Here is a 19971-nt window from a genome sequence, read left to right as displayed (position 1 = left end):
TGCCTCCGTGGAATTTCGTAGCTTATAAAAAGCACGGAACGCAGGTTCCAGCGCGTGACAGAAGCCATTGATTCAGATCACGGAGTGAGAAAATAGCACAACAGCGTGCGAATTATTCGTTTGCCGGGCTTCCCGACGGCTGACTAGGATGCGCCTCAACAGCCCCGCCTAGACTGTAGCGGGAACCCCTGCCTGTACCCCCGAGGAATCCCTCCATGGCCACCAAAGCAAGCTTCAACTGGGAAGATCCGCTGCTGCTGGATCAGCAACTCACCGAAGAAGAGCGCATGGTGCGCGACAGCGCCCGTCAGTTCGCCCAGGACAAGCTGGCTCCGCGCGTGCTGGAGGCCTTCCGCCAGGAGAAGACCGACCCGGCGATCTTCCGCGAAATGGGCGAAGTCGGCCTGCTCGGCGCGACCATCCCCACCCAGTACGGCGGCAGCGGCCTGAACTACGTGTGCTACGGCCTGATCGCCCGCGAAGTCGAGCGCGTCGACTCCGGCTACCGCTCGATGATGAGCGTGCAGTCCTCCCTGGTGATGGTGCCGATCAACGAATTCGGCAACGAAGCCACCAGGCAGAAGTACCTGCCGAAGCTCGCCAGCGGCGAGTGGATCGGCTGCTTCGGCCTGACCGAGCCGAACCACGGCTCCGACCCGGGCTCGATGATCACCCGCGCGCGCAAGGTCGACGGCGGCTACCGCCTGACCGGCAACAAGATGTGGATCACCAACAGCCCGATCGCCGACGTCTTCGTGGTCTGGGGCAAGGACGATGAAGGCCAGATCCGCGGCTTCGTCCTCGAGAAGGGCTGGGAAGGCCTGTCCGCTCCGGTCATCCACGGCAAGGTCGGCCTGCGCGCCTCGATCACCGGCGAGATCGTGATGGACAACGTGTTCGTCCCGGAAGAGAACGCCTTCCCTGAAGTGCGCGGCCTGCGCGGCCCGTTCACCTGCCTGAACTCCGCCCGCTACGGCATTTCCTGGGGCGCCCTGGGTGCCGCCGAAGCCTGCTGGCACACCGCCCGCCAGTACACCCTGGACCGCAAGCAGTTCGGCCGCCCGCTGGCTGCCAACCAGCTGATCCAGAAGAAACTGGCCGACATGCAGACCGAGATCACCCTGGCCCTGCAAGGCTGCCTGCGCCTCGGCCGGATGAAGGACGAAGGCACCGCCGCGGTGGAAATCACCTCGATCATGAAGCGCAACAGCTGCGGCAAGTCCCTGGACATCGCGCGCATGGCCCGCGACATGCTGGGCGGCAACGGCATCTCCGACGAGTTCGGCGTGGCCCGCCACCTGGTCAACCTGGAAGTGGTGAACACCTACGAAGGTACCCACGACGTCCACGCGCTGATCCTCGGCCGCGCCCAGACCGGCATCCAGGCGTTCTTCTAAGCCAACGCCGAACCTGTAGGAGCGAGCTTGCTCGCGAACCGGAGCTGACCGGTTTTTCGCGAGCAAGCTCGCTCCTACGGGGCATTTGTCACTCTCCTGAAGGAGTCCAGCGATGTCCGGCGCTCTCTCGCACATCCGCGTCCTAGACCTCTCCCGCGTACTCGCCGGTCCCTGGGCCGGGCAGATCCTCGCCGACCTCGGCGCCGAAGTGATCAAGATCGAGCGCCCGGACGTCGGCGACGACACCCGCCACTGGGGTCCGCCGTTCCTCAAGGACGCCGAAGGGCGCGACACCAGCGAGGCGGCCTATTTCCTCTCGGCCAACCGCAACAAGAAGTCCGTCACCGTCGACTTCACCCAACCGGAAGGCCAGCGCATCGTCCGCGAACTGGCGGCGAAATCCGACATCGTGCTGGAAAACTTCAAGGTCGGCGGACTCAAGGCCTACGGTCTCGACTACGAGTCGCTGAAGCAGGTCAACCCGAAGCTGATCTACTGCTCGATCACCGGCTTCGGCCAGAACGGCCCCTACGCCAAGCGCCCGGGCTACGACTTCATGATCCAGGCCCTCGGCGGCCTGATGAGCATCACCGGCCGCTCCGAGCATGAGGAAGGCGCCGGCCCGGTGAAGGTCGGCGTGGCGCTGACCGACATCCTCACCGGCCTGTACTCCGCCACCGCCGTGCTCGCCGCCCTGGCGCACCGCGACGTCAGCGGCATCGGCCAGCACATCGACATGGCCCTGCTCGACGTGCAGGTCGCCTGCCTGGCCAACCAGACCCTGAACTACCTGACCACCGGCATCCCGCCGCGGCGGCTAGGCAACGCGCACCCGAACATCGTGCCGTACCAGGACTTCCCCACCGCGGACGGCGACTTCATCCTCACCGTCGGCAACGACGGGCAGTTCCGCAAGTTCGCCGAACTGGCCGGGCATCCCGAGTGGGCCGACGACGCGCGCTTCGCCACCAACAAGGCGCGGGTCGCCAACCGTGACGTGCTGATCCCGCTGATCCGCCAGTCCACCGTGATGCGCACCACCGCCGAGTGGATCGAAATCCTCGAACGCGCCAGCGTGCCGTGTGGGCCGATCAACGACCTGTCGCAGGTCTTCGCCGACCCGCAGGTGATCGCCCGCCAGCTGCGCATCGACCTGCCCCACCCGCTGGCCGGAACCGTGCCGCAGGTGGCCAGCCCGATCCGCCTTTCGGAAACGCCCGTGGAATACCGCAACGCCCCGCCGACCCTCGGCCAGCACACCGCGGAGATTCTCGGCGGCGTGCTCGGGCTGGACGACGCCGCGCAGGCGAAATTGCGCGAAGGCAAGGTGATCTGACCGGTCGTCCGCCCCACACGGACGACCAGCCCGGCTTGCCCCCAGGCCGGCTCTTGCGCCACGGGTAGTCACGGCCCCGTGGCGTATTTTTTCGATCTCCCTCGCCGCCAAGCGAACTGGCTGGCGAAAAGAGCTTCGCGAGCAAGCTCGCTCCTACAGGTTCGTGGATGCGTCCCCTCGCGGGAGCGGAGGAACGATCGAGCCGTCTCGACGGACCAATGGCGCACGCCACGCTTGGGCGATGCCGTGGACGCCGCTATAATCGCCGACTCAAGCGGCCGTCCGGCCGCTCCCGCCTTCCGTTCGAGGGGCGCTGCAGCTGGTAGCAACCAGTCAGGCTCGAACGGAGCGCGCTCACAGGGCAGCTTCCCCGCCCTGTCAACGCACCAACGGCGCCCATTCGCACACAAAACGAATGGAGAACTCACTTCATGAGCGCTGTCATGACGCCTGCCGGTTTCACCGACTACAAGGTTGCGGACATTTCCCTGGCCGCCTGGGGCCGCCGCGAGATCATCATCGCCGAATCGGAAATGCCGGCGCTGATGGGTCTGCGCCGCAAGTATTCCGCCACCCAGCCGCTGAAAGGCGCCAGGATCCTCGGCTGCATCCACATGACCATCCAGACCGCGGTCCTCATCGAGACCCTGGTGGCCCTGGGCGCCGAAGTGCGCTGGTCGTCCTGCAACATCTTCTCCACCCAGGACCAGGCCGCCGCCGCCATCGCCGCCGCCGGCATCCCGGTCTTCGCCTGGAAGGGCGAGACCGAAGTGGAATACGAATGGTGCATCGAGCAGACCATCCTCAAGGACGGCCAGCCGTGGGACGCCAACATGGTGCTGGACGACGGCGGTGACCTCACCGAGATCCTGCACAAGAAATACCCGGCGATGCTGGACAGGATCCACGGCATCACCGAAGAGACCACCACCGGCGTGCACCGCCTGCTCGACATGCTCAAGGCCGGCACCCTGAAAGTCCCGGCGATCAACGTCAACGACTCGGTGACCAAGAGCAAGAACGACAACAAGTACGGCTGCCGCCACAGCCTCAACGACGCCATCAAGCGCGGCACCGACCACCTGCTGTCGGGCAAGCAGGCGCTGGTGATCGGCTACGGCGACGTGGGCAAGGGCTCCGCGCAGTCGCTGCGCCAGGAAGGCATGATCGTCAAGGTCTCGGAAGTCGATCCGATCTGCGCCATGCAGGCCTGCATGGACGGCTTCGAAGTGGTTTCGCCGTACAGGAACGGCCTGAACGATGGCACCGAAGCCAGCGTAGATGCCGCCCTGCTGGGCAGGATCGACCTGATCGTCACCACCACCGGCAACGTCAACGTCTGCGACGCCAACATGCTGAAGGCGCTGAAGAAGCGCGCCGTGGTCTGCAACATCGGCCACTTCGACAACGAGATCGACACCGCCTTCATGCGCAAGACCTGGGCATGGGAAGAGGTCAAGCCGCAGGTGCACAAGATCCACCGCACCGGCAACGACGGCTTCGATCCGCACAACGACGACTACCTGATCCTGCTCGCCGAGGGCCGCCTGGTGAACCTGGGCAACGCCACCGGCCACCCGTCGCGGATCATGGACGGCTCCTTCGCCAACCAGGTGCTGGCGCAGATCCACCTGTTCGAGCGCAAGTTCGCCGACCAGCCCGCCGCCGAGAAGGCCAAGCGCCTGTCCGTCGAAGTGCTGCCGAAGAAGCTCGACGAGGAAGTCGCCCTGGAAATGGTCAAGGGCTTCGGTGGCGTGGTCACCCAGCTGACCCCGAAACAGGCCGAGTACATCGGCGTAACCGTGGAAGGCCCGTTCAAGCCGGACACCTATCGCTACTAAAAAGCCGCTGGAGGCCTGAGGCCGGAAAGCTGGACGAAAAAGCTGCCTTTCGTTCAGCCTCCGGCCTCCAGCCTTCGGCGATCACAGGATTCCCGGGACCACACAGTCCCGACAGCCTCTTGCGGATCTGTCCCATGACGACACCCGAACGCCGCTACAGCTTCGAGTTCTTCCCCGCGAAGACCGAAGCCGGGCATGAAAAACTCCTGGCCACCGCGCGCCAGCTGGCTGCCTACAAGCCGGACTTCTTCTCCTGCACCTACGGCGCCGGCGGCTCCACCCGCGACCGCACCGTAAGCACCGTGCTGCAACTGGACGGCGAGGTGAAAGTCTCCACCGCCCCGCACCTGTCCTGCGTCGGCGACTCCCGCGAGGAGCTGCGCACCCTGCTCGCCCAGTACAAGGAAGCCGGCATCCGCCGCATCGTCGCCCTGCGCGGCGACCTGCCGTCGGGCATGGGCATGGCCAGCGGAGAGCTGCGCTACGCCAACGAGCTGGTGGAGTTCATCCGCAGCGAAACCGGCGACCAGTTCCACATCGAAGTTGCCGCCTATCCGGAAGTTCACCCACAGGCACGCAGTTTCGAGGATGATCTGGCGAACTTCGTGCGCAAGGTGAAGGCCGGTGCCGACAGTGCCATCACCCAGTACTTCTTCAACGCCGACAGCTATTTCTATTTCGTCGAGCGCGCCGAGAAGCTGGGCGTGAGCATCCCGGTAGTCCCGGGTATCATGCCCATCACCAACTACACCAAGCTGGCCCGCTTCTCCGACGCCTGTGGCGCGGAAATCCCGCGCTGGGTCCGCAAGCAGCTGGAAGCCTACGGGGACGACACCCGCAGCATCCAGGCCTTTGGCGAACAAGTGGTCACTGAAATGTGCGAACGCCTGCTGCAGGGTGGCGCACCGGGTCTGCACTTCTATACCCTTAACCAGGCCGAACCCAGCCTGGCAATCTGGAACAACCTCAAGCTCCCACGCTGAGGATCAATTGCTCCGGGCTCACCGCCCAGATCACCGGCCAGCGCAACGCCGGCAGATCATGGGCGGGGTGTCGACCGGCCCCCGCCGGCCCACTCGCCCCGAGCGAAAACCACGCGCCCTAGAGCCGGCAGGTTGCCGGCAATGACAGGAACCCCGCATGTCCTTTACTTCCCTCGGTCTCTCCGAGGCCCTGGCCGGCGCCGTCGAAGCCGCCGGCTACGCGCATCCCACACCCGTCCAGCAACGGGCCATCCCCGCCGTGCTGCAAGGCCGCGACCTGATGGTCGCTGCCCAGACCGGCACCGGCAAGACCGGCGGTTTCGCCCTGCCGGTACTGGAACTGCTGTTCCCCACCGGGCACCCTGACCGCGAGCACCGCCACGGTCCGCGCCAGGCCCGCGTGCTGGTGCTGACCCCGACCCGCGAACTGGCGGCCCAGGTGCACGACAGCTTCAAGGTCTACGCCCGCGACCTGCCGCTGAAGAGCGCCTGCATCTTCGGCGGCGTCGGCATGAATCCCCAGGTCCAGGCCATGTCCAAGGGCGTCGACATCCTGGTGGCCTGCCCCGGCCGCCTGCTCGACCTCATCGGCCAGGGCAGCGTCGACCTCTCCCGCGTGGAGATCCTGGTCCTCGACGAAGCCGACCGCATGCTCGACATGGGCTTCATCCACGACGTCAAGAAGGTCCTCGCCAAGCTGCCGCCGAAGCGCCAGAACCTGCTGTTCTCGGCGACCTTCTCGAAAGACATCACCGACCTCGCCAACAAGCTGCTGCACAACCCGGAGCGCATCGAGGTCACCCCGCCGAACACCACCGTCGAGCGCATCGAACAGCGCGTGTTCCGCATCCCCTCCGTGCAGAAGCGCGCGCTGCTGGCGCACCTGGTCACCGTCGGCGCCTGGGAGCAGGTGCTGGTGTTCACCCGCACCAAGCACGGCGCCAACCGCCTCGCCGAATACCTGAGCAAGCACGGCCTGCCGGCCGCCGCGATCCACGGCAACAAGAGTCAGAACGCGCGGACCAAGGCGCTGGCCGACTTCAAGGCCAACGACGTGCGCATCCTGGTCGCCACCGACATCGCCGCCCGCGGCCTGGACATCGACCAGTTGCCCCACGTGGTCAACTACGAGCTGCCCAACGTCGAGGAAGATTACGTCCACCGCATCGGCCGCACCGGCCGCGCCGGTCGCAGCGGCGAAGCCATCTCGCTGGTCGCCCCGGACGAGGAGAAGCTGCTCAAGGCCATCGAGCGCCTGACCCGGCAGCAGATTCCCGCCGGCGACATGCAGGGCTTCGATCCGGACGTGGCATTGCCGGAAGTCGCCCAGCCGGAAGCCCGCGAGGAAACCCAGCGGCAACCGCGCAAGGCGCGTGAGCCCCGCGAGAAGCGCGAACGCAAGCCCCGCGAGCGCAAGGAGAAGGAGCCGCAGCAGCAGGCGGAAGCCGTCGTCACTGCGGAAGCCGGCGCCGAAGCCGCCCAGGGCGAGAAGCCGGCCGGCAAGCGTCGCCGTCGTGGCGGCAAGGGCAAGAACAAGGGCGCCGAGGGCCAGCAACAGCAGGAGCAGCGCAGCGAAGGCCAGCCGCGGCAGAAGCAGCCGCGCGAGGCCAGGCAGCCGAAGCCGGCTCCCACGCCGATGGTCACCACCGACCGCGACCCGGAAGAGTTCCTCGACGACGATTTCGACAATTTCGGCAACCGCGCCGACTATGTCAGCCCCTACCAGGGCAAGGACAATCCGCGCGGCCAGCGCCAGCGTCAAGGTCAACGCCAGGGCGGCCAGGGCCAGGGTGGGCAGCAGCGTGGTCGTGCTCAGGGCCAGGGCCAGCAGCAAGGTCAGGGACAAGGCCAGGGTCGCGCCAAGGGCGACAAGCAGGGCGGCCGCGCCAAGGGCGCCGGCAATGCCAACGCCCGTGGCGGCCAGCCAGGCCAGGGCCAGGGCAAGCAGCGCGCCGCCAAGAGCAAGCGCGGCGGCCAGGGCCGCAGCGACATCTCGCGGATGAACGATGCGCCGCTGCGCGAGCCGTCGGAATACGGCGCCAGCAAGCCGACCCGCCAGCCGGTGGTGATCAACAAGCGCGACCTGCTGCGCATCGATCGCTTCCCCACCGCGGAGCAGCTGGAAGAGCTGGAACCGCGCCGCAAGACCGAACGCCCGGCGCTGCTGACCCGCAATCGCGAGGAATAGACAGCCAGGCAAATGAAAACGCCGCCCTTCGGGACGGCGTTTTTGTTGGCGGGGTGACCGCTCCTGTAGGGTGAATGACGCGCCAGCGTCATCCTCCGACGGGACTCGCGCCGAGCCTGCGGCGGATAACGCCGGGGGTGTTATGCCCCCCTCAGCCCAACAACTCCCTCAACACCTGCGCAAACTCCCCGGCACTGCGCTCCTCCAGGGCATGCCGCCCCTCGCGCACCTGCCAATTGCCGCCCACCATCACATCCCGAACCTGCCGGTCGCCACCGGCGAACAGCCAGCGGTTGAGGATCGCATCGCCCTCGGCCGTCGCCAGGTAGGGATCGCTGCCATCCAGCACCAGCAGATCGGCGCGCTTGCCCACCTCCAGCGCCCCGCTCGGCTGGCCGAGCGCCTGGGCGCCGCCGCTCAGGGCCGCGTCGTAGAGCGTGCGCCCGACCATCGGCTGGTCGCCGCGATACAGGCGATTGCGCCGCTGGTCGCGCAGGCGCTGGCCGTATTCCAGCCAGCGCAGTTCCTCGACCACGCTGAGCGACACATGGCTGTCCGAGCCGATGCCGAAGCGTCCGCCCTGGGCCAGGTAGTCCACCGCCGGGAAGATGCCGTCGCCGAGGTTGGCCTCGGTGGTCAGGCACAGCCCGGCCACCGCGCCGCTGCGTGCCATCGCCGAAACCTCGTCGGGCTCGGCATGGGTGGCGTGGACCAGGCACCAGCGCGGGTCCACCTCGACGTTCTCGTACAGCCACTGCAACGGCCGGCGGCCGCTCCAGGCCAGGCAGTCGTCGACTTCCTTCTGCTGCTCGGCGATGTGGATGTGGATCGGGCAGTCGCTGCTGTCGCTGACCAGCACCTCGGCGATCTGTTGCGGGGTGACCGCGCGCAGCGAGTGGAAGCACAGCCCCACCTCCTGCAACGGCTGCCCGGCGAAGTGCGCGCGCAGGCGCTCGATCAGCGCCAGGTAGGCATCGGTGCCGTTGATGAAGCGGCGCTGCCCCTCGTTCGGCGCCTGTCCGCCGAAGCCGGCGTGGGAATACAGCACCGGCAGCAGGGTCAGGCCGATGCCGGTGTCGGCGGCGGCCTGGCTGATGCGCAGGGACAGCTCCGCCGGATCGGCATAGGGCTTGCCGTCGCGGTCGTGGTGCACGTAGTGGAACTCGGCGACACCGGTGTAGCCGGCCTTGAGCATCTCGATATAGAGCTGGCGGGCGATGATCCCGACCTGCTCCGGCTCAAGGCGGCCGACCAGGCGGTACATCAGCTCGCGCCAGGTCCAGAAGCTGTCGTTGGGATTGCCGGCGACCTCGGCGAGACCGGCCATGGCTCGCTGGAAGGCATGGGAATGGAGGTTGGGCATCCCCGGCAGCACCGGACCGGACAGGCGCTCGGCAGCATCCGCGGAGCCGTCGGGCTGCACCGAACCCAGCAGGCCCTCGGGAGAAATCTCGAAACGAACGTTCCGCGCCCATCCCGAGGGAAGCAGGGCGCGTTCGGCGTAATAGGCGGGCATAATCTATGCTCCTGCACGCATGGACTTATTTGTATATACATATACAGACGTTCACGGCGCGCGTAAACTGCCGAACAGCTGACGTCTTGCCAAGGAGCGCAAAGATGCCGAAACCACAGTCCACGCCGACCCCGCTGTCGGCGCAGCTCGGGGAAGTGCCGGCGCCGCTCTACGCGCGGGTCAAGCAGATGATCTCCCAGCAGATCGCCAGCGGTGCCTGGCCGCCGCACTACCGGGTGCCCTCGGAGAGCGAGCTGGTCAGCGAACTGGGTTTCAGCCGCATGACCATCAACCGCGCGCTGCGCGAGCTGACCGCCGAGGGGCTGCTGGTGCGCATGCAGGGCGTCGGCACCTTCGTCGCCGAACCCAAGGGCCAGTCGGCCCTGTTCGAAGTGCAGAACATCGCCGACGAAATCGCCAGCCGTGGGCATGTCCACCGCTCGGAGGTGATCGTCCTCGAAGAGGTCAAGGCCACGCCGGAGCGCGCCATGGCCATGGACCTGCGTGAAGGGCAGAAGCTGTTCTATTCGCAGGTCGTTCACTTCGAGAACGAAGTGCCGGTACAGATCGAGGAGCGCTACGTGAACCCGCAGGTGGTGCCGGATTACCTCAAGCAGGATTTCACCCGCATCACCCCGAATGCCTACCTGACCGCCCTGGCGCCAATGACCGAGGGCGAACATGTGGTCGAGGCCGTGCTCGGCAACGCCAACGAATGCAAGCTGCTGAAGATCGAGCGCGGCGAACCATGCCTGCTGATCCGCCGGCGCACCTGGGCCGGCCGCGTGGTGGTGGCCAGCGCCCGGCTGCTCTACCCGGGATCGCGTTACCGTCTGGAGGGAAAATTCCACTCATGATTCATCTGCTTCGCGCCGCGGACTATCCGCGCATGCCCTGGAAGAACGGGGCCGGCACCACCCTGGAAATCACCCGCGACGCCGGCGCCGGGCTGGACGGCTTCGGCTGGCGGCTGTCGATCGCCGACGTCGGCGAGTCCGGCGGTTTCTCCGCGTTCAACGGCTACCAGCGGATCATCACCGTGCTGGAGGGCGCAGGCATGAGCCTGACGGTCGACGGCACGGAATCGCGGCCGCTGCATGCGCTCGACCCCTTCGCCTTTTCCGGCGACAGCGCGGTGCAATGCCGGCTGCTGGATGGCGCGATCCGCGACTTCAACCTGATCTACTCGCCGCAGCGCTACAGCGCGCGCCTGCAATGGCTGCACGTCGACGGCCCGCAGCGGCTGTTCTCGTCGGCGCCGACCGTGCTGCTGTTCAATGCCAGGAATGAACTGACGGTGCGACTGGACGGCGAAGAGTGCGCCACTCTCGGCCAGCATGACTGCCTGCAGATCGAGCGCGGAAGCGAGCTGGCGGAGCTGGTGCTTGGCTCCGCACAGCCCACCGACTGCTGCCTGATCGAACTGACGCCAGCCTGACGGCGGGTTTCACCCGCCCTACCCGGCTGTAGGAGCGAGCTTGCCCGCGAACCGGCCCCGCCATGGAGTTTGTTCGCGAGCAAGGGCTAGGCGCCCCCTCGTTCCTACGAAAAGCATCGCGGCCCTGGATTACCTGTAGGAACGGGCCATGCCCGCGACCGGTCGCGCCCAGCTGCGCTCCTGCAGGAAAGACCCCGGACGGGGTGACATCTCCAAGTGTTACCGACAACAATCGCGCACCACAAAAACCGGCAACGATGTCCACTTTGGTAACACTCCTCCCGCCACACCCCCCTTCCCCCACCGCTCGTCCGCAAATGCACAAAGCCTTCTCCAGCGGGTCCTTCCTTATTAGGAACAGCGTTTTTTTCACGCGATTGGCAAGGTTGGCCCTCATCATGCATATGCTTGTATGTACAAGTTAATACGTGTGCAGAGTTCACCACCCTGCCCGCCTTGCCGACACCGAGTCAGGAGCCACTCCATGAACACCCCGAACACCAAATTCCGTGACGTCGAGATCCGCGCCCCGCGTGGCACCCAGCTGAACGCCAAGAGCTGGCTGACCGAAGCGCCGCTGCGCATGCTGATGAACAACCTCGATCCGGAAGTGGCCGAAAATCCGAAGGAACTGGTGGTCTACGGCGGCATCGGCCGCGCTGCACGCAACTGGGAGTGCTACGACAAGATCGTCGCCACCCTGAAGGAACTGAACGACGACGAGACCCTGCTGGTGCAGTCCGGCAAGCCGGTCGGCGTGTTCAAGACCCACGCCAACGCCCCGCGCGTGCTGATCGCCAACTCCAACCTGGTGCCGCACTGGGCGACCTGGGAACACTTCAACGAACTGGACGCCAAGGGCCTGGCCATGTACGGCCAGATGACCGCCGGTTCGTGGATCTACATCGGCAGCCAGGGCATCGTCCAGGGCACCTACGAAACCTTCGTCGAAGCGGGCCGCCAGCACTACGACGGCAACCTCACCGGCCGCTGGGTACTGACCGCCGGCCTCGGCGGCATGGGCGGCGCCCAGCCGCTGGCCGCGACCCTGGCCGGCGCCTGCTCGCTGAACATCGAATGCCAGCAGAGCCGCATCGACTTCCGCCTGCGCAGCCGCTACGTCGACGAGCAGGCCAACGACCTCGACGACGCCCTGGCGCGCATCGCCAAGTACACCGCCGAAGGCAAGGCCATCTCCATCGCCCTGCTGGGCAACGCCGCGGAGATCCTCCCGGAACTGGTGCGCCGCGGCGTGCGTCCGGACATGGTCACCGACCAGACTTCCGCCCACGACCCGCTGAACGGCTACCTGCCGATCGGCTGGACCTGGGAACAGTACCGCGACCGCGCGCAGACCGAACCGGCTGCCGTGGTGAAGGCCGCCAAGCAGTCCATGGCCGTGCACGTGAAAGCCATGCTGGACTTCCAGAAGCAGGGCATCCCGACCTTCGACTACGGCAACAACATCCGCCAGATGGCCAAGGAAGAAGGTGTCGACAACGCCTTCGACTTCCCCGGCTTCGTCCCGGCCTATATCCGCCCGCTGTTCTGCCGTGGCGTGGGTCCGTTCCGCTGGGCCGCGCTGTCCGGTAACGCCGAGGACATCTACAAGACCGACGCCAAGGTGAAGGAGCTGATCCCGGACGACGCCCACCTGCACCGCTGGCTGGACATGGCCCGCGAGCGCATCAGCTTCCAGGGCCTGCCGGCGCGCATCTGCTGGGTCGGCCTGGGCCTGCGTGCCAAGCTGGGCCTGGCATTCAACGAGATGGTCCGCAGCGGCGAGCTGTCCGCGCCGATCGTGATCGGCCGCGACCACCTCGACTCCGGCTCGGTCTCCAGCCCGAACCGCGAGACCGAAGCCATGCAGGACGGCTCCGACGCCGTCTCCGACTGGCCGCTGCTCAACGCCCTGCTGAACACCGCCAGCGGCGCCACCTGGGTTTCGCTGCACCACGGCGGCGGCGTGGGCATGGGCTTCTCCCAGCACTCGGGGATGGTGATCGTCTGCGACGGCACCGACGAAGCCGCCGAGCGCATCGCCCGCGTGCTGACCAACGACCCGGGTACCGGCGTGATGCGCCATGCCGATGCCGGTTACCAGATCGCCATCGACTGCGCCAGGGAGCAGGGGCTGAACCTGCCGATGATCACCGGCAGGTAATCAGCGGGCGGTTCGCCGCCAGGACCAGGAAGGGAGCCGCCGCACCGCGTGGTGCGGCGGCTCGGTCCGTGTGCAAGAGCTTCGACACAACAAGAATTTCCCGGGAGAACAATAACGATGTCCCAGGCCAGTGATAGCTCCAAGCCCCTGATCGAGCAGCGCTCGATCAACTTCATTCCCGAAGCCGAACGCCACGGCAAGCTGTACAGCCAGTTCACCCTCTGGCTGGGCGCCAACCTGCAGATCACCGCCATCGTCACCGGGGCCCTGGCCGTGGTGCTGGGCGGCGATGTGTTCTGGTCGCTGATCGGCCTGTTCATCGGCCAGGTGCTGGGCGGTGGGGTGATGGCCCTGCACGCGGCGCAGGGGCCGAAGCTGGGCCTGCCGCAGATGATCTCCAGCCGGGTACAGTTCGGCGTCCTCGGCGCGGCCATCCCGATGGTGCTGGTGTGCCTGATGTACATGGGCTTCACCGCTACCGGCACGGTGCTGTCCGGCCAGGCGCTGGGTCAGCTGTTCGGTGTCAGCGACAGCGTCGGCATCCTGATCTTCGCCAGCGTCATCGTGCTGGTCACCGTGCTCGGCTACCGGGTGATCCACGTCATCGGCCGCATCGCCAGCGTCATCGGCGTGATCGCCTTCGTCTATCTGTTCAGCCGGTTGATGGCGCAGACCGACGTCGGCGCGCTGCTGGAAATCCGTCACTTCAGCTGGGGCAGCTTCCTGCTCGCGGTGTCGCTGGCGGCCTCCTGGCAGATCGCCTTCGGACCCTATGTCGCCGACTACTCGCGCTACCTGCCGAGCAACACGTCGTCGGTGAAGACCTTCCTCGCCGTCGGTGCCGGTTCGGTGATCGGTGCGCAGGTGGCGATGGTCCTCGGCGTGTTCGCCGCGGCCATGGCCAACGGGCAGTTCGCCGGCCGCGAAGTGGCCTATATCGTCGGCCTCGGTGGCAGCGGCGCCACCGCTGCGCTGCTGTACTTCAGCATCGCCTTCGGCAAGGTGACCATCTCGACGCTGAACTCCTACGGCAGCTTCATGTGCATCGCCACCATCATCAGCGGCTTCCGTGGCCATCTGGAGGTGACGCGCCTGCAACGGCTGGTGTTCGTCCTGCTGATCGTCGGCGCCGCGACCCTGATGGCGCTGCTCGGCCAGCATTCGTTCCTCGGGGCGTTCAAGTCCTTCATCCTCTTCCTGCTGGCCTTCTTCACCCCGTGGAGCGCGGTCAACCTGGTGGACTACTACTGCATCAGCCGCGAGCGGTACGACGTGCCGGCTCTGGCAGATCCGAATGGCCGCTACGGCCGTTGGAACATTCCCGGCATCAGCGTCTATGCGACCGGTGTGCTGGTACAGCTGCCCTTCATCTCCACCAAGTTCTACACCGGCCCGCTGGTGGATGCGCTGGGTGGCGTGGACATCTCCTGGATTATCGGTCTGGTGGTCCCGGCAGCTCTCTACTACGTGGTCGCGCGCCGTATCGCGGTGCGCAGCCCCTGTGCCGAACATCCGGCGCCCGGGGCCTGAACCGATTTTTTTTAAAGACGGCGGCACAACCGCCGTCCAAACCTTGAATTAGCGGCAACGGACGGCGACGCCGCCGATAAGCCGCGAAGGAGACTCTCGATGAACCTGCACCTGAAACCCGGATACCTGACCCTGGCCGAGCTTCGCCAAGTCCATCTCGCCCCTGTGCACCTGACCCTGGACGCCAGCGCCGATGCTCCGATCGATGCCAGCGTCGCCTGTGTCGAGCAGATCCTCGCCGAGGGCCGCACCGCCTACGGCATCAATACCGGTTTCGGTCTGCTGGCCTCGACCCGCATCGCCACCCACGACCTGGAAAACCTGCAGCGTTCGCTGGTGCTGTCCCATGCCGCCGGCATCGGCGCACCGCTGGACGACGACATGGTGCGGCTGATCATGGTCCTCAAGATCAACAGCCTCAGCCGTGGCTTCTCCGGCATCCGTCGCAAGGTCATCGACGCGCTGATCGCCCTGGTCAACGCCGAGGTCTACCCGCACATCCCGCTCAAGGGTTCGGTCGGCGCGTCCGGCGACCTGGCGCCGCTGGCGCACATGTCCCTGGTCCTGCTCGGTGAAGGCAAGGCCCGCTACAAGGGCCAGTGGCTGCCGGCCACCGAGGCCCTGGCGGTCGCCGGCCTGGAGCCGCTGACCCTGGCCGCCAAGGAGGGCCTGGCCCTGCTCAACGGCACCCAGGCATCCACTGCCTACGCCCTGCGCGGCCTGTTCAGGGCCGAGGACCTGTTCGCTGGCGCCATCGCCTGCGGCAGCCTGACCGTGGAAGCGACGCTCGGCTCGCGCTCGCCGTTCGATGCGCGCATCCATGAAGCGCGCGGCCAGCGCGGCCAGATCGACACCGCCGCCTGCTTCCGCGACCTGCTCGGTGATTCCAGCGAGGTGTCCCAGTCCCACAAGGACTGCGGCAAGGTCCAGGACCCGTACTCCCTGCGCTGCCAGCCGCAGGTCATGGGCGCCTGCCTGACCCAGCTGCGCCAGGCCGCCGAGGTGCTGGCGATCGAGTCCAACGCCGTGTCGGACAACCCGCTGGTGTTCGCCGCCGAAGGTGACGTGATTTCCGGCGGCAACTTCCACGCCGAGCCGGTGGCCATGGCCGCCGACAACATCGCCCTGGCCATCGCCGAGATCGGTTCCCTGAGCGAGCGCCGCATCTCGCTGATGATGGACAAGCACATGTCCCAGCTGCCGCCCTTCCTGGTGGAAAACGGTGGGGTCAACTCCGGCTTCATGATCGCCCAGGTCACCGCCGCCGCCCTGGCCAGCGAGAACAAGGCCCTGTCGCACCCGCACAGCGTCGACAGCCTGCCGACTTCCGCCAACCAGGAGGACCACGTCTCCATGGCTCCGGCCGCCGGCAAGCGCCTGTGGGAAATGGCCGAGAACACCCGTGGGGTCCTCGCCATCGAATGGCTGGGCGCCTGCCAGGGCCTGGACCTGCGTGCAGGCCTGAAGACCTCGGCCAAGCTGGAGCAGGCACGCCAGATCCTGCGCCGTGAAGTTCCGCACTACGACCGGGACCGCTTCTTCTCCCCGGACATCGAGCTCGCCACCGAACTGCTGGCCAAGGGCTGCCTGACCGGCCTGCTGCCGGCCGGCGTTCTGCCGAGCCTGTAATCGCGCGCTGGCCGTCTCGGGCCAGCTTCCGCTGCACGGACTCTTTCCGCTGAAAAGGGTCCGTGCAGCCTTTTCGCCTACAAAAATTACAGGATGCGAAATGCAAGAAGGTCTCAAGCGCGGGCTCTCGGCCCGGCACATTCGATTCATGGCGCTCGGCTCCGCGATCGGCACCGGGCTGTTCTACGGCTCCGCCTCTGCGATCCAGATGGCCGGCCCGGCGGTGCTGCTGGCTTACCTTATCGGTGGCGCGGCAGTGTTCATGGTCATGCGCGCCCTCGGTGAGATGGCCGTGCACAACCCGGTGGCCGGCTCCTTCGGCCATTACGCCAGCACCTTCCTCGGCCCCATGGCCGGGTTCGTCCTCGGCTGGACCTACGCCTTCGAGATGGTCATCGTCGCCATCGCCGATATCACCGCCTTCGGTATCTACATGGGCTTCTGGTTCCCCGACGTGCCCCGCTGGATCTGGGTGCTGAGCATCGTGTTCCTGATCGGCGGGCTGAACCTGTGCAACGTCAAGGTCTTCGGCGAGATGGAGTTCTGGCTGTCGCTGCTCAAGGTGGGCGCCATCGTCGCGATGATCGCCGCCGGCTTCGGCATCATGATCTTCGGCCTGGGCCATCACGTGAGCGCTGACGCCGCCGTCGGCGTGAGCAACCTGGTCGGCCACGGTGGCTTCATGCCCAACGGTATCGGCGGGCTGATCGCCTCCTTCGCCGTGGTGATGTTCGCCTTCGGCGGCATCGAGATCATCGGCGTCACCGCCGGCGAGGCCAAGGACCCGCAGCGCGTCCTGCCGCGCGCGATCAACGCCGTGCCGGCGCGCATCCTGCTGTTCTACGTGCTCACCCTGTTCGTCCTGATGTGCCTGTACCCCTGGCCGCAGATCGGCACCCAGGGCAGCCCGTTCGTGCAGATCTTCAGCAACCTGGGCATCGGTTCGGCCGCGGCCGTGCTGAACGTCGTGGTGATCTCGGCGGCGATCTCGGCCATCAACAGCGACATCTTCGGCGCCGGCCGCATGATGTACGGCCTGGCCCAGCAGGGGCACGCGCCGCGCAGCTTCGGCAAGGTCTCCCGGCACGGCGTGCCGTGGCTGACCGTGGTGGTGATGGGCGCCGCGCTGCTGGTCGGCGTGCTGCTCAACTACCTGATCCCGGAAAACGTGTTCCTGCTGATCGCCTCGATCGCCACCTTCGCTACCGTGTGGGTGTGGCTGATGATCCTGGTCAGCCAGGTGGCCATGCGCCGCAGCATGAGCCGCGAGGAAGCGGCCCAGCTGAAGTTCCCGGTACCGTTCTGGCCCTACGGCCCGGCCATGGCCATTGCCTTCATGGTGTTCATCGTCGGCGTGCTCGGCTACTTCCCGGACACCCAGGCGGCGCTGATCGTCGGCGTGATCTGGGTGGTGTTCCTGGTGGCCTCCTACCTGCTCTGGTGCAAGCCGCGCGCAGGCCAGGGCGAGCTGGTCCGGGAGCAGGTCGGCGTGCACCACTAAGTCGTAGCGCTACATAAGGAGACCGTTTATGAGAACTCTCTGGCAGCATTGCCACGCAGCGACCCTGGCCGAGGGTCGCTACTCGATCATCGAGGATGCGGCGATCGTCACCCGCGCCGGGTTGATCGAATGGATCGGCCCGCGCAGTGAGCTGCCGACGGTCGCCGCCGAACGCACGGTGGACCTGGGCGGTGCCTGGGTCACGCCGGGCTTCATCGACTGCCACACCCACCTGGTATTCGGTGGTGATCGCAGCGGCGAATTCGAGCAGCGCCTGAACGGCGTCAGCTACGCCGAGATCGCCGCCGCCGGTGGTGGCATCGCCAGCACCGTGCGCGCCACCCGCGAGGCCAGCGAGGACGAACTGCTGGCCAGCGCCATCAAGCGCGCCCGGCCGTTGCTGGCCGACGGCGTGACCGTGCTGGAAGTGAAGTCCGGCTACGGCCTCGACCTGGAAAGCGAGCGGCGCATGCTGCGCGTCGCTCGCCGCCTGGAGCAGGTGCTGCCGGTGACGGTGCGTACCACCTGCCTGTCGGCCCACGCGCTGCCGCCGGAGTACGCGGGCCGCGCCGACGAGTACATCGACCAGGTCTGCGAGCACATCCTCCCGGCCCTGGCCGCGGAAGGGCTGGTGGATGCGGTGGACGCCTTCTGCGAACACCTGGCGTTCTCCCCGGCGCAGGTCGAGCGGGTATTCAAGGCCGCCAAGCGCCTGGGCCTGCCGGTGAAACTGCACGCCGAGCAGCTGTCGTCGCTGCACGGCTCCAGCCTCGCCGCACGCTACGGCGCGCTGTCCGCCGACCACCTGGAATTCATGACCGAGGAAGACGCCATCGCCATGGCCGAGGCGGGCACCGTCGCGGTGCTGCTGCCGGGCGCCTTCTTCGTCCTGCGCGAAACCCAGCTGCCGCCGATGGACGCCCTGCGCAAGCACGGCGTGGCCATCGCCGTGGCCAGCGACCTCAACCCCGGCACCTCGCCGGCGCTGTCCCTGCGCCTGATGCTGAACATGGCCTGCACCGCCTTCCGCATGACCCCGGAAGAGGCGCTGGCCGGCGTCACGATCAATGCGGCGAAGGCCCTGGGCCTCGGCGCCAGCCACGGCAGCCTGGAAGCGGGGAAGGTCGCCGACTTCGTCGCCTGGGACATCCAGCGCCCCGCGGAGCTGGCCTACTGGCTCGGCGGCGACCTGCCCAAGCGCATCATTCGTCATGGTGAAGAGCTTTTCGAAGATGGCCGGGCAGGGCGCTAGAGAATTGCCCGAACTCTGTAGGAGCGAGCTTGCTCGCGAACATCCCCGCAGCGGGGCCCGGTTCGCGAGCAAGCTCGCTCCTACGAAAAACGATCACATCTCGCTTGGGCTGGAGATAGCACCCCATGGATAACGTTCTCGAATTCAAGCGCGGCCGTGTGCCGCTGCTGATCAGCATGCCCCACCCCGGCATCCGCCTGACCCCGGCGGTGGAAGCCGGCCTGGTCGACGAAGCCCGTGAACTGGCCGATACCGACTGGCACATTCCCAAGCTCTACGCCTTTGCCGAAGAGCTGGGCGCCAGCACCCTGGCCGCCGGCTACTCGCGCTATGTGGTGGACCTGAACCGGCCGTCCGATGACAAGCCGCTGTACAGCACCGCCACCACCGGCCTGTACCCGGACACCCTGTTCGACGGCCGCCCGCTGTTCAAGGACAGCCAGACGCCGTCCGCCGAGGAGCGTGCACGCTACCTGGCCGAAGTCTGGACGCCGTACCACCGCACGCTGAGCGAAGAGCTGGCGCGGATGAAGGCGGAGTTCGGCTACGCGCTGCTGTGGGATGCCCACTCGATCCGTTCGCACATCCCGCACCTATTCGACGGCAAGCTGCCGGACTTCAACATCGGCACCAACAGCGGCGCCAGCTGCGATCCGCAGCTGGCCGAGCGTCTGCTGGCGGTGTGCGCCGAGGCGCCGAGCTACAGCCACATCCTCAATGGCCGCTTCAAGGGCGGGCACATCACCCGCCATTACGGCCAGCCGCAGCAGGACGTGCACGCAGTGCAGCTGGAGCTGGCGCAGTGCAACTACATGGATGAAAGCGCGCCGTTCGGTTATCGCGAGGATCTGGCGGGGCCCACCGCCCAGGTGCTCCGGCGCATGCTGGAAACCTTCATCGCCTGGGGCCGCGAGCGCTACGGCCGCTGAGTTTTACGCAGCTTCCTGCCGGGCGGGGATCTTGTCGGCGCGGCGCCGTCGGTCCACGCATCCCGGCGGCGCTTTTCCCGTTCCGGCAGGGAGCTGTCTTTTCATTCGAAGCGGTGCTGCGCCAGCATCTTCAGCCGCAAGGCATGGGGGCGAGGAGGCCACAGAATGCCGGCTGACAGTGCTCCGTAGAGTCATGCACGGGAACTATCCCCATATTTTGTCGAAAGTTCTGATCGATCAAATCCCCCGGTAGCCGCGATGCAGGTG

The 19971-nt window shown here is 66.7% G+C and carries 14 protein-coding genes and 1 riboswitch; of the genes, 13 read left to right on the top strand and 1 reads right to left on the bottom strand.

Annotated elements, in window-relative coordinates; genetic code table 11:
* Positions 1-215 precede the first annotated feature (215 nt).
* From BLR75_RS23625 to rhlE2, 5 genes are all read left to right on the top strand, one after another.
* Positions 216-1397 carry an acyl-CoA dehydrogenase gene (locus BLR75_RS23625; RefSeq protein ID WP_084314495.1) on the top strand — a complete coding sequence of 394 codons (1182 nt, stop codon included), beginning with the start codon at positions 216-218 and terminating at the stop codon, positions 1395-1397.
* 112 nt (positions 1398-1509) lie between these two features.
* Complete coding sequence (locus tag BLR75_RS23620; protein WP_084314494.1) at positions 1510-2733, top strand: CaiB/BaiF CoA transferase family protein; 1224 nt, start codon at positions 1510-1512, stop codon at positions 2731-2733.
* Between the two features lie 299 nt (positions 2734-3032).
* A riboswitch (S-adenosyl-L-homocysteine riboswitch) is annotated at positions 3033-3138 on the top strand.
* 26 nt (positions 3139-3164) lie between these two features.
* The gene (ahcY, locus tag BLR75_RS23615; RefSeq protein ID WP_084314493.1) at positions 3165-4574 is read left to right on the top strand and encodes an adenosylhomocysteinase; all 1410 of its coding nucleotides are present in this window, start codon (positions 3165-3167) and stop codon (positions 4572-4574) included.
* Between the two features lie 134 nt (positions 4575-4708).
* On the top strand, positions 4709-5557 hold the full coding sequence (metF, locus tag BLR75_RS23610; RefSeq protein ID WP_084314492.1) for a methylenetetrahydrofolate reductase [NAD(P)H]: 849 nt from the start codon (positions 4709-4711) through the stop codon (positions 5555-5557).
* Positions 5558-5714: 157 nt separating this feature from the next.
* Entirely contained in the window at positions 5715-7745 is a 2031-nt protein-coding gene (gene rhlE2 / locus BLR75_RS23605) for an RNA helicase RhlE2 (RefSeq protein WP_090416156.1), read from the top strand.
* Positions 7746-7896: 151 nt separating this feature from the next.
* Here rhlE2 and BLR75_RS23600 read toward each other — a convergent pair whose 3' ends face one another.
* The gene (locus BLR75_RS23600; protein ID WP_084314490.1) at positions 7897-9261 is read right to left on the bottom strand and encodes a formimidoylglutamate deiminase; all 1365 of its coding nucleotides are present in this window, start codon (positions 9259-9261) and stop codon (positions 7897-7899) included.
* Between the two features lie 104 nt (positions 9262-9365).
* On the opposite strand from BLR75_RS23600, the gene hutC reads away from it, so the two are divergent.
* The 8 genes from hutC to hutG all read left to right on the top strand — a co-directional run bounded on the left by hutC (position 9366) and on the right by hutG (position 19704).
* Complete coding sequence (hutC, locus tag BLR75_RS23595) at positions 9366-10118, top strand: histidine utilization transcriptional repressor HutC (protein ID WP_084314489.1); 753 nt, start codon at positions 9366-9368, stop codon at positions 10116-10118.
* Complete coding sequence (locus tag BLR75_RS23590; RefSeq protein WP_084314488.1) at positions 10115-10699, top strand: HutD/Ves family protein; 585 nt, start codon at positions 10115-10117, stop codon at positions 10697-10699. The genes hutC and BLR75_RS23590 overlap by 4 nt, the downstream gene beginning before the upstream one ends.
* A gap of 484 nt (positions 10700-11183) precedes the next feature.
* Positions 11184-12863, top strand: a complete 1680-nt coding sequence (gene hutU, locus BLR75_RS23585; RefSeq protein WP_084314487.1) for a urocanate hydratase — start codon at positions 11184-11186, stop codon at positions 12861-12863.
* 117 nt (positions 12864-12980) lie between these two features.
* Positions 12981-14393 carry a purine-cytosine permease family protein gene (locus BLR75_RS23580; RefSeq protein ID WP_084314486.1) on the top strand — a complete coding sequence of 471 codons (1413 nt, stop codon included), beginning with the start codon at positions 12981-12983 and terminating at the stop codon, positions 14391-14393.
* 99 nt (positions 14394-14492) lie between these two features.
* Complete coding sequence (gene hutH, locus BLR75_RS23575; RefSeq protein ID WP_084314485.1) at positions 14493-16022, top strand: histidine ammonia-lyase; 1530 nt, start codon at positions 14493-14495, stop codon at positions 16020-16022.
* A 100-nt stretch (positions 16023-16122) separates the two neighbouring features.
* A complete protein-coding gene (locus BLR75_RS23570) occupies positions 16123-17523 on the top strand; it encodes an amino acid permease (protein WP_084314484.1) in 1401 nt (466 codons plus the stop codon).
* A gap of 28 nt (positions 17524-17551) precedes the next feature.
* Positions 17552-18775 (top strand): imidazolonepropionase, encoded by a 1224-nt coding sequence (gene hutI / locus BLR75_RS23565; protein ID WP_084314483.1) that lies wholly within the window; start codon positions 17552-17554, stop codon positions 18773-18775.
* A 125-nt stretch (positions 18776-18900) separates the two neighbouring features.
* Positions 18901-19704, top strand: a complete 804-nt coding sequence (hutG, locus tag BLR75_RS23560) for an N-formylglutamate deformylase (RefSeq protein ID WP_084314482.1) — start codon at positions 18901-18903, stop codon at positions 19702-19704.
* Positions 19705-19971 lie beyond the last annotated feature (267 nt).

The organism is Pseudomonas jinjuensis (assembly GCF_900103845.1).
Taxonomy (GTDB): domain Bacteria; phylum Pseudomonadota; class Gammaproteobacteria; order Pseudomonadales; family Pseudomonadaceae; genus Pseudomonas; species Pseudomonas jinjuensis.
This window is presented reverse-complemented; position numbering and strand designations above follow the sequence as displayed.